At 57.9% G+C, this 12736-nt stretch carries 3 protein-coding genes; all 3 read left to right on the top strand.

The genetic code is table 11. The annotated features are described in order from the left end of the window. Positions 1 to 184: 184 nt before the first annotated feature. The gene (locus KSX58_RS07585; RefSeq protein ID WP_217736148.1) at positions 185 to 7018 is read left to right on the top strand and encodes a Cna B-type domain-containing protein; all 6834 of its coding nucleotides are present in this window, start codon (positions 185 to 187) and stop codon (positions 7016 to 7018) included. Continuing rightward, positions 7015 to 11427 (top strand): InlB B-repeat-containing protein, encoded by a 4413-nt coding sequence (locus KSX58_RS07590; protein ID WP_217736147.1) that lies wholly within the window; start codon positions 7015 to 7017, stop codon positions 11425 to 11427. Before KSX58_RS07585 ends, KSX58_RS07590 begins: the two co-directional genes overlap by 4 nt. A 212-nt stretch (positions 11428 to 11639) precedes the next feature. Further along, positions 11640 to 12680, top strand: coding sequence for a 3-isopropylmalate dehydrogenase (locus tag KSX58_RS07595; protein ID WP_055680655.1), 1041 nt, complete (start codon positions 11640 to 11642; stop codon positions 12678 to 12680). Positions 12681 to 12736: the final 56 nt, after the last annotated feature.

A 12736-nucleotide genomic window follows, 5' to 3' on the forward strand; every position in this document is an offset into this window, starting at 1 on the left:
ATTTAGGGGTGTTCCGTCAAACGTTTTTTTCAACTTTTGACGGCATGTTAAACCTTTTATAAGGTCATGCTTGCACCCGTTTTCAGAGTGTTTCATTGTCTGTGCGGGGTGGTCTCGTAAGGTCCAGAGAAATAGTAGGTTTACGGGTAAAACCGACTAGATTGCATTGCGACCAGGGGGAAGAATGGCAGGCATGCATAAAGCCGTAAGTGAGCGGCATGGAATGACAACGATTGCCGCGTTGGTGGCAATCGTTGCGATGATCTTCGCAAGTGTGATCGCAGCGCCGCAACGCGCGTATGCTGAGGAATACAATATCAGCGATCTCGGTTGGGTTGACAAGGACGACACCTCCTTCGAAATCAGTTCCGACGGAGGCAAGACGTGGAAGCCGTACATTTCCGGCATGCAAGTCAACTACGGTGATCAGATCCGCACCGAACTGCATTGGAAAGTGCCGAACGACGTCAAAATCAACGAGGGCGACACCTTCGTCTACGACCTTCCCAGCAATCTGGAATACAAATCGAACGAGAAATACCCGATCTACAACGGTGGCGACGTGGTCGGCTACTACACCATCGACGGCGACAAAATGGTGGCCACCTACACCCGCGGCGAATCGGCGGGGTCCAACATCGAAGCGTTCGTGACCACTGACGGAACCATCACCTCGAACAAAACCGGTGGTTCGGCTGGCGGCGATACCAGCTTTACCTTCCCCGGATATGGCACCATCACCGTGAACGTGGAGGGCAAACACAGGGTCAACGTGGTCAAACGCCCGGCAATCTCCACTTCCGACGCATCCACCTACGATTTCGTTTTGGAAGTGACCTCTACAGGCACGAACACCGGCGTGACCATGGACGACACCATGGGCGGCCTGCTGACCTTCGTGGACGGATCCGTGCACATCTACACCGACGCCGACTGCAAGAACGAATACACGGGCGCATGGCAATCCTCCAAAACCGACGACCATAATTTCAACGTCACCATCGGCTCCATGGGCGACGGTGAGAAACTATACGTGCGCTACTCGGTGAACGCCGACAAAGACAGCGTCATCAAGGCATGCCGCGAGGCCGGCAATTGCAGCAATGTCACCGAAAACAAAAACAAGGTGACCTACTCCAGCAACGAAGACGTCAACAAGAAGGAAACCAGCAACTCCATCTGGTTCAACTACAGCGACTGGTATGTGAACAAAAGCGCAACCGCAGCAAAAGACGAAAATGGCACGCAAGGCTTCACTTGGAACATCACCATCGGCGCTGGCGAAGGCCAATCCGTCGACGGAGCCACCGTCAAAGATCTGCTCGACAGCAACAATCTCAGGGAGCCGACCGGTGATCTGGTGCTCAGCTGCTACAACAGCGGCGACTGGAAATCGGCGTGCCCGACCGGTGTGGACGGTGCATACCAGGGCGGTGACCAGTACAATCCACAGCATTACATCAAGCTTAGATGGGACGACCTTGCCAACGGCAGAGTGACATTGCCCTCCGGCGGCTACGACCATTTCCAAATCCAGTATTGGACCGAAGCGAAAAACGTGCCGGTCGAAGGAAGCGGCGAACACCAGAAATACAAGAACGAAGTCACCGTAAAACCTCAGGATGGAACCGGCAAAACAGCCACGGCCGAACCTCAACTCGGCACGGACGCGGTCGAACTGAAGAAAACATGCACGTCGCCGGCATCCGAAGCGAAGAACCTGACGTGGGTGACCAGCATGAAAGCCTTGGAAGACCTCACCAACGCCGAACTGACCGACAAGCTGGATGTGGACGACAGCGGCAAGGATCTGGGATCCAAGCAAACCTTGGTGAAAGACAGCATTAAAGTGTACACCGACGCCGCCCTGACGCAGCAATACGCGGGCGGATACACGACAGAGGCCACCGATAGGGGATTCACCATCGTGTTCGCATCATTGCCCAAAGGCACTACGGTGTACGTGCAATACCAGTCCACCGTCAACGACGGTGTGACCGACGAAACCGTGTGGAACCGAGCTTCGGCATTGAACAAAACCTCCACGGCGAAACACCAGCATCGCGGCGACGTGCTCGGCAAGGAAGACGCCAACCAGTATTGGGACCAATACGGGTACGGCTACACCGCCAACTCCAAAGGCGTGATCCGCTGGCGCATCAAAGTGCATGACGTGATGTCGGACGCCGAAAACATCGTGGTGACCGATACGTTGCCCGTCCACACGCGGTACGACGCGAAATCGTTGAAGATCTTCGACGCTTCCAGCACCACAAAAATGCTGTCCGGAGTGAGCGCCAAAGACAACGGCGACGGCACGGTGACCTTCACCATAGCCAAGGGTACCCCGGCGTTCAGCCAGGCGAAGACCTCGGCTGGTGTGCTCATCGTGTATGAGACGAGCATCGACCCGATCACCGCACCTGATTGGGGAAATTACGAGAACAAGGCGCACATCGACATTGATGGCAGCGCCGGAGGCGACGCTTCCGCCACAGTGGGCGCGAGCAAGCCGAAACTTCTTGACAAAAACGGCAAATACGATGCCACGACCGCGCCGAACGTGAACTACACGGTCAAAGTCAACCCGAATGCGGACACGCTTAACAAAGGCAACAACCTCACTCTGACCGACACCATGGGTCAGGCACTCGACCTCAACGCCAACAGCGTGTCGATCATGGACTCCGACAATGGAACCGCCATCAACGGTGCAACATGGTCATACAATTCGCAGACCCGCGAACTAGTGTTCTCCATTCCCGACGCCCGTGCATGCACCATCACCTACACGGCCGCGGTGCAGCTCAAACCAGGCGAAAGCTTCGGATCGCTGGGCGGCAACAAAATCGTGCTCGCCGGGTATGAGAACAACGGCGGAACCTCGCAGAACACAATCACCGGAACCGTGCAGCAGAGCAAAGGCGGCATGAAATACGACCAGAGCACACTGCAGATCTACAAGTACGCGGATGGCGATCTCGGCAAGCCGGCGGGCAGCGCCACCTTCAAAGTGGAAAGCGTCACCGGATGCAACTTCGTGTCGTCTACGGCCGATGCCGACGGCACCTGCAATGGTACGGTTGGCAAAGAAATCACCAAGCAGCTGACCACAGGAGCATCCAACGGACTGTCCGACCGACTGCAGCTGGACTACGACACCGTATATAAGGTCACCGAGCTGACAGGTCCGGACGGCAAAGTGCCCGGCAGCACTGATTCGCAATACGAGAAATCCGCTCCGCTCTATGTGATATTCCCCGGACATGACGCGCAGACCGCTGCCGGTGCATACGACGGACGATACGACAACAAAACCGTTACCGTAGACGGGCAAAGCGGCAAATTGATCGTCGCCGTAGCCAAAGACAGCGACGGCAAGACGACCACATTGGGCAACTACCGTTGGAACTGCAGCAACGACCACAAAACGAAGTTCAAGGTGCAATTCACAAAGGTGGATGCGGCGAATGCCGGTGTACCCGTCGACGGTGCCACCATGCAGCTGACTCGTGTCGGATCGTCGCAGGTGGAATCCGATTGGACATGGACCACCTCCGGCAGCGAGACGAAAACGCTCGAACTCCTGCCCGGACGGTACAAGCTGACCGAAGCCAACGCACCGGACGGATACCAAGTCATGGATCCGATCATCATTCTGGTCGGCGAAGACGGCACCATCACCGTCGACGGCAAAAATGTGACCGGTAGCGACGGCATCGGTCACGTGCAGGCGGAGGACGCACCGAAAACCACGTCGTTGACTGTTACGAAAACATGGAACGACAATAACAACCAGGACGGCAAACGTGCATCCGTCACCTTCGATTTGTACCGCAAGACCGACGGCGATGCCGATTATACGAAAGTCGACGGGCAAAGCCGCATACTCAATCCCGACAAGAACGATAACGTGCAATGGACGGGACTGCCGGTGAAAGTCGACGGCAAAACCGCGGCCTACATGGCCGTCGAAACCACGACGCTGGGCGGGTACGACTCGCAATGCGCTGACGTGCAATACAACACCGACGGTTCGGCTGCCACCGAACAATGCACCAACACGCACACGCCCGAAACCACGTCGATCGGCGTTGAAAAAGCATGGGACGACGCCGACAACCAGGACCAGAAGCGCCCTGACAGCGTAACCGTGCATCTGTTGAAAAACGGAGAGGAAACCGATCAAAGCGTGACACTCGATGCGGTTGGAAACTGGCGGAACGACAGCGCGTTCACCAATCTGCCCGTCTACGAGGATGGCAAGAAGATCGTGTATACCATACGCGAAGATACGGTGAGCGGCTACACCACGCACATCACCGGCTCGCAAACCCAAGGTTTCGCCATCACCAACACGCACCACCCCGAAAACGAGGAGGTGTGGTTCTCCAAGCAGGACCTCAAGGGTACGGAGATCGCAGGTGCCACCATGCGCCTCACCGGTACGCTGAATGATGGCACCGAATTCAAAACGCAGACCTGGGTAAGTGAGCGGGATAAGTCGAAGAGCATCAAGCTCAAGCCCGGCACCTACACCTTGACCGAAACCAAGGCGCCGGATGGTTATCTGGTAGCGGATCCGGTCGAATTCAAAGTCGTGAGCGACGCCGTCACCGGCAAGCTCAGCGTGCAGATCAAGCAAACCGATGGCACATATGCCGACGTGCAGGACAATACCATCGTGATGACCGACCAGTACCGGACGCATCAGGTGACCGTCAATAAAAACAGTCTCACCAGTGGCATCACCAATATCGACGGCGCGCAGATGAGCATCACCGGCACCACCTTGGATGGCAAGGCGATCGACGAGATCACCTGGACCAGCAAAGGCGGCGAACCCGGCGAACTCACCCTGCTACCCGGCACCTACACCCTGCGTGAAAAGGTGGCGCCGGACGGCTATGAAACCGCGGATGACATCGTATTCAGCGTCGGGCTCGACGGCAGCGTGACCATCGACGGTAAGAAGCAGGATTCCAATACCGTCGTCATGAAAGACAAGCCGGGCAAAAGCGGCATCCTGTTCTCCAAAACCAAGGTCGGCGGCGGTGCCGAGCTGGCTGGAGCGGAATTCTCCATAACCGGCAAAACTTTCGAAGGCAAGACGATCGACGAGATCACCTGGACCAGCGGCGGCGGACTGCCGAAACAATTCCAGCTGCAGGACGGCGTCTACAAGCTCACCGAAACCAAGGCGCCGGTCGGGTATGAAAAGGCGAACGCGGTCAACTTCACCATTTCCCGCGGCGAAGCATACGTGGACGGCAAGCTGGTGGATGGCAACACCATCCGCGTCGAGGATCGCGTGGATACGACCATGGTGCGCGTGCGCAAAATCTGGTCCGACCATAACTATTCGGAGCGTCCGACATCGGTGACATTCCACCTGCTGCGCAACTCCAAGCAGCTGCAAGATGCGAAGTACACGCGGACGTTGGACAACAAGAACACCAGCGACTGGACGTACACGTGGACCGATCTGCCCCGATATGATGCGGACGGCAACAGGTACAACTACACGGTTGACGAGGAACTGACCCAAGAGCTCACAGGTAAGGAATACCGCGTTTCCGTGATCAAACGTCCGTACATCGACGGCGCCGAATTCACGGTATTGAACATTCGGGAGCCGGAAACGGCAAGCATCACGGTGAACAAAACGTGGAACGATCAGGATGACAACGATGGCAAACGGCCGAAGACGCTGACCTTCCATATTTGGGGAACCAGCAAACAGCCGAAGAGCGGCAGTACCGACGAAACGGAAGACGTGACCGAACAATTGGTGGTGCAAACCGTGCGAACCAACGGCAGCAACACGCAATCGTGGACGTTCGAAGGTCTTCCCAAGCAGAACCTGTACAACAATCCGTACACGTATACGGTAACCGAGGAATCCGTAGATGGCTATACGGCAAGCGACGTGACGCTCGCCGGCGGTACGGAAACACGCTGTGCGGTGACGAGCACGGTCAAATCCTGCGCGTTCGATGTGACCAACACGCATACGCCCGAAACCACGACATTGAGCGTGGACAAGACGTGGGATGACACTGATGCGCCCAGCAATGTGAAACGGCCGGGCGACAAGGCCACGATCTGGGTGCTTTCCAGCGTGTGGACCGATGCGAAGAACCAGACGCTGCCCGGATGGCCCTCACCGCAACACAACAGCGAGTGCAAGAACACCGGCGCGACGGATGGCACGAATCCATGGGGTGTGAGCTGCATGGTGCTGACCTCGGAGAACGCCAAAGCGACGCAGGCCACCACGGCCAACGTCAACGGGGCTGACGGAACAAGCGAAGCGACCACTTCGCAAGAGGTGAGCGCGAACACGTGGACCTACACCTTCACGAACCTGCCCAAATACTACAAGGGCAAGGAAATTCAGTATTCGGTGACCGAAGAGGCCGTGAAGAACTACACGCCGACGCTCACCGGAGGCAAAGTCGCTGCGGCTGACGGCGCCGAGGGCAAGGCCAACGAGTCGGGCGAATCCGACAAGGCGGATGAAACAAGCGAAAGCGGTCAGAATGCGGAATCCTGGGCGTACACGCTGACCAACACCTACACGCCGGGGCATACCAGCCACAGCGTGCATAAAGTGTGGAAGGACTACGGCGACAGCAGCAAACGTCCGAAAGCGGTATATGCGACGTTGTATGCGAACGGCCAATCCACCGGCAAGACGGTGGCGTTGAGCGACGGCAACAACTGGCAATACACGTTCACCGACCTAGATGAAAACAAGGTGTACACGGTGAAGGAAACCAACGAAAAGGGCGAAGCGATCAGCGGAGTGGACGGCTACTGCCAGCCGGTCATCAGCGATGACCGAAAAACCGGAATCTCCACCATCACCAACACCATCTCCATCGTGCTTCCCTCCACGGGCGGGCAACGATGGTGCTACGGCACACTTCTCGCGGTAGTGGCGCTCGGCATGATCGGCATGGGCTACGGCATCGCCAAACGTAACAAGACCAACAAGGAAGGAGACGCGCGATGAGGCGTCACGGAGCGAAACAGGGGAATCGGATGGATTACCGCATGGCCCGTCACGCGGCTGCACGACATACCGGCATGCGTTCGGTGCGCCGCATCGCGGCCGCGGCACTTGGCCTGGCGCTTTCCCTCGCGGGGCTCAGCGCGCAATCGGTGGCTTTTGGCAATGACGATCCGACCAATCCGGCAGCCACTGACGTGACCATGATCGCATTCCAGCAATCATGGAAGACGATTGGCGACGAATGCACGAAAACCTATGGTCCGGAAGGCGTGAAATACGTGCAGGTCTCCCCGCCGCAGGAATCCATCCAAGGCACGCAATGGTGGACCGTCTACCAGCCGGTCAGCTACAAACTCGACTCGCGTTTCGGTACGGAAGACGAGTTCAAAACCATGATCAGCCAATGCGACGCGGCTGGCGTGCAAATCGTGGCCGACATGGTGCTCAACCACACCACCGGACATGACGTGTCATGGGTTGACGACCAGTATGGCGTGGCCGGAACCGAATACAACGGATCATACGGACGATACCCGGGAATCGGCATCTACCAGTATGAGGAAAGCGGCAACAACCACCAATACGGCCTTCCCAGCGGCGACTTCCACACCTGCAAGTCGAACGTGTCAGACAACATCTCCGACTACACCAACGCCGACGAAGTGTGGAACTGCCGACTGTCGACCATGTGGGACATCAACACCGGCAGCGACCGCGTGCAAAACATCCAAGCCGAATACTTGGCGCACCTATGGGAAGACGGCGTACGCGGATTCCGCATCGACTCCGCAAAACATATGGATCCCAACGACATCGCATCCATCAAACGCAAGTTCATGACCAAAGCGGGCATTACGGACGAACAAAGCTTCCCATGGTCGCAGGAAGTCATCTACCATAATGGAGAATCCGAAAAATTCGCGCCGGAACGATACGAAAAGAACGGACAGGTCACCGAATTCTCGTACGCGTACTCATTGTTGAAGGATTTCAACGGATCCATCACCAATTTGAAGAACATCACCAGCGATCTGCTCGACGACGCCGATAATGCCACCGTATTCGTGTCCAACTGGGATACCGCACGCGGTTCGGAAACGCTCAAACCCGTTTCCGGCGCCCGATACGAGCTCGCCAACGCGTTCATGCTCGGGTACGACTACGGGCATCCGAAGATCCTTTCAGACTACGCATTCAATGAAAGCACCCAATATGATGACGGCGCCAAGGATTCGACTGACACCACCGTGCCGAAAATCAGCATGGACGACGTGTGCTCCACGCAAAAGGACCCAACGCAGATGGAGTATGGCGATTGGAACTGCCAACAGCGGTGGACGTCAATCCGAGGCATGATCAAATTCCATAATGCCGTGAACGGCACCAGCGTAAGCAACTGGCAGGAATCCGGATCCAACGACATCGCCTTCGAAAGGGTTGACGCCAACGGGAAAAGCAAGGGTCTGCTCGCATTGAACAACACCCTGCAGGAGCATGACGTCGACTATACGACATCGTTGCCGGACGGGGAATACTGCAACGTGTACGCTTCCCGCACCTGCTCGCAAACCGTGACCGTCAGCGGCGGTCACGCCAAAGCGACCATCGGCAAACGAAGCGCCATTGCCATCTATGCCGGTGCGGTCAAGGGCGCGTGGACGGAAACCACGGAACCTAGCGGCACCTACGCTCCGCAATACAAGGATTCGCCGAACAGTTCGCTGATAGGTGACAAAATCCTCACCATCTACTACAAGCCCGACGAATCGTGGGACGGGCAGGTGTATGTGCGTTACACGTCCGACAACGGCAGCGGTAGCATTGCGATGAGCGCGGTCGATGTAGCCGATTCCACGAATGCGGCAGGCTGGTATAAGGCCGATCTGCCGGAAGGGGCCAACCTAAGCGCGGTGAAATACCATTTCGCATCCACACAATCCGGGGAATCTGACTCCACGGACTGGAACGGGGGCAAGCGGGGAACGGAATATACGGCACAGGTCGGCGCCACTATGATCAACGTCAGCGGGCACCGGCAGCAGACGGGCGTGCCCTACACGCGCAACCATGCGGCGAAAACCAAAGTGACCGTCAACTTCCGTTCCGTCTCCGGCGTCGGTGAGAACGCATCCGGCGTGAAGGTGTGGAACGGCGACGACATGGAAAGCGCCACGTATATTCCATTCGAAAGCACGCCAACGCAATACGGCAGGAAAGCCAGCGGCGAACTGGACGGCGATCTGGCAACAGTGCATTTCAGAATCGTGGATGGTGCCGATGCGACTGGAGCGTCCGCGGGAACCGTCGAACAATATGAGGCGAGCGTGTGGAAACTCGCCAAATTCGGTGACGCGCATGTGAGCGGTGCCATCGAAGCGTGGGTGGACGGCGCGCAACCCGATACCGCTTCCGACCGATCCTCGGAAAAAGCGTCTCCCTCGGCGACACCGCAGCCGAATGACATCAAAAATCCGAAAAACCTGACCATCAAACTGCATTATTACCGTCCCGACGGCAATTATCAGGAATACAGCATGGAATCCGACGCGTGGAAAGGCTGGGATCTGTGGTCTTGGTATGCGGAAAGCACCAGCGGCGAATCCCAGGAATTCACCTCCCATGACGAATTCGGCGAGGTCGCGGAATACACGCTGAGCCAGACAGCCAAAGGCGTGCGCAACCCATGGTTCATCATTCGCAACGGTGGCTCATCATGGACCGGCAAGGACTGCGACGACAACGATCGCGAGATTCCGGAATCCGTGATCAGCATGACCGCGGGAAACGTGGAAAACGGCGTCGCGGAATTCTGGATCGTCAGCGGGGATCCGACCGTGTACACGCATCCGGTGAACGTGGCCGGAATAACCTTCGACACCCAAGGCGGCAGCAGCGTTCCCGCACAGGCGGTCGCCATCGGAGGCACTGCGAGCGTTCCCGAAACGCCTACTCGCGACGGCTACGTGTTCTCGAAGTGGACCACGGACATGGCCGGTGAACATGAGTATGATTTCGCCACCACGGTGAGCGCGCCGATAACGTTGTATGCGCAGTGGACGGAAGCGAAAACCGTGACCTTCGACGTCCAAGGCGGCAGCGAGATCGCCGCACAACAGGTGCAAACAGGGAAATCGGCCGTACGACCGGGAAATCCTGAGCGCGTGGGATACGCGTTCGCGGGATGGTATACCAGCGCCGACACTTCGGGTAGCGAATACGATTTCACGGCTGCGGTGAACGATGATGTGACCTTGTATGCGAAGTGGACGCCGAACATGTACGCCGTGACCTTCGACTCGCAAGGCGGCAGCGCGGTCGATGCGCAACAGGTTGCGTACGGTGGTTACGCGACGCAACCTGCCACACCGACCCGTGACGGATACACGTTCGTCGGCTGGACCACGGATGCGGCCGGCACCACGCCGTACGGTTTCGGCATGCCCGTCACCGGCGGTATCACGCTGTATGCCAAGTGGGATGATGCGGGCGCGACGTACCATACCGTCACCATTCATTTGAATGACGGCGACGATTATTCGTCGGACCTGCCGCAGGATATGACGTTGTTCGTCAAGGAAGGGGAGAAGCTTACGATCCCCGATTCCGCTCCTTCCCGCGGTGGATATCGTTTCGCAGGATTGACCAGCGACGAACAGCGGAAGACGGACTATGATGCTGGCACCGCCGTAACCGCCGACATGACCTTGTATGCCAAGTGGGTCAAGACATGGACGGTCACCTTCGACACGGCCGGCGGCAGTGCCGTGAACAGCCAGACCGTGGACGATGGAGGAGTGGCCGTTGCGCCTGATCCGTCGCCGACACGCGACGACTGCCGGTTCACCGGCTGGCAGTATGACGGCAAAAGCTACGATTTCGGCTCGAAGGTGACTGGCGACATCACCCTGACCGCGCAGTGGGTGCGCACCGCGCACCAGTGGACCATAACCTTCGATCTGAACGGAGGGCATGCGCCCGCCGGCAAGGATGCGAAGACCCTGTACGCCGAGCGGAAAGTCTACGACGGTGATTCGCTGGTCTCGCCCACGGCGGACATCGCCAACGAGCCTCAGCTTGACGGCTACACCTTCGAAGGGTGGAGCACGGTGAAAGACGACGCGCTCGCAGTCAGCGTGGTCTCCTTTGATTCGTCCGGGAAATCGTTGATGCCCATCGATCGCGACGGCACGCTGTATGCGTTGTGGTCGCGGGAGAACAGGGTAGTGAAGCCGGAATCGTCCGGTTCGACGGGATCTTCGGCGAGCTATTCCGGCGCGTATTCCGATTCCTACACGGGATTGAACGGGTTGGCAGCGTTCGATGCCATAGTGAGACAATCGGGCAAATTCTCGGGCACGAATTTCGGTTCCGTCGCCGAGGATTATGTGAAACCCAAGAGCGTTCGCTGAGTGTTGGAATCCAAGGGTGGGGTCGGCCTTCAGGTCGGCCCCCTTTTTTCATGTACGGTGTATGGATTGTTGCGTCCGGATCATTGGATCGTTCGTTGTTCGTGGCGTTTGAAGCCGGGTGAAACCGTATTCGCACATGAACGCGGCAAGGAGTGTCCACTAGTTGAGCGTTACGTGTCCACGTGCTGGTCCGTTGACTAGAGTCGCGTGCTATGAGTGATTCTGCAAAGAAGTACACCATCGCCGTCATTCCAGGCGATGGCATTGGCAAGGAAGTGACTCCGTGGGCCCAGAAGGCTCTGGAGAAGGCGGCCGAGGGCGTCGCCGAATTCGATTACGAGAATTTCGATCTTGGTGCCGAGCGTTACCTGCGCGACGGCGCGATTCTTCCGGAAGAGGAAGAGGAGCGCATCAAGAAGACCGACGCCATCCTGCTGGGTGCCGTCGGCGATCCGCGCATCAAGGCGGGCATTCTGGAACGCGGCCTGCTGCTCAAGCTCCGCTTCGACCTGGACCAGTACGTGAACCTGCGTCCGTCCAAGCTGTACAAGGGCGTTACCTCGCCGCTTGCCAACCCGGGTGACATCGACTTCGTGGTCGTGCGTGAAGGCACCGAAGGCCTGTACTGCGGTGCCGGCGGCGCGGTGCGCCGTGGCACCCCGAACGAGGTGGCCACCGAAGTCTCCATCAACACCGCCTACGGTGTGGAGCGCGTGGTGCGTTACGCCTTCCAACTGGCCATGAAGCGCAGGAAGCATGTGACCCTTGTGCACAAGAAGAACGTGCTGGTCAACGCCGGCGACATGTGGCAGCGCATCGTCGACAAGGTGGCCGAGGAATACCCGAAGGTCTCCCACGACTACCTGCACATCGACGCGACCACCATCTTCCTGGTGTCCAACCCGTCCCGCTTCGACGTGATCCTGACCGACAACCTCTTCGGCGACATCATCACCGACGAGGCCGGTGCCGTGGTCGGTGGCGTCGGCTACTCCGCTTCGGGATGCATCAACGCGTCCAACGAGTATCCGTCCATGTTCGAGCCGATCCACGGTTCCGCTCCGGACATCGCCGGCCAGAACAAGGCCAACCCGACCGCGGCCATCCTGTCCGCCGCCATGCTACTCGAGCATCTCGGTTTCGACGATGCCGCCAAGAAGATCCATACCGCCGTGGAAGCCGACATCGAGGAGCTCGGCTCCACCACGCGTTCCACCGACGAGGTCGGTCGCGACATTCTGGCGCGCATGTGAGACGACATATAAAGATATGTGACGGCATGTGACGGTTCGAAAAGCCGAGAAATCGG

It is taken from the genome of Bifidobacterium sp. MSK.17.10 (genome assembly GCF_019129655.1).
Classification (GTDB): domain Bacteria; phylum Actinomycetota; class Actinomycetes; order Actinomycetales; family Bifidobacteriaceae; genus Bifidobacterium; species Bifidobacterium adolescentis.

What these genes read in the sequence shown, in the direction of transcription:
- KSX58_RS07585 (WP_217736148.1), top strand. Translation starts at nt 185, where the DNA reads ATGGCAGGCATGCATAAAGCCGTAAGTGAGCGGCATGGAATGACAACG.
- KSX58_RS07590 (WP_217736147.1), top strand. Translation starts at nt 7,015, where the DNA reads ATGAGGCGTCACGGAGCGAAACAGGGGAATCGGATGGATTACCGCATG.
- KSX58_RS07595 (WP_055680655.1), top strand. Translation starts at nt 11,640, where the DNA reads ATGAGTGATTCTGCAAAGAAGTACACCATCGCCGTCATTCCAGGCGAT.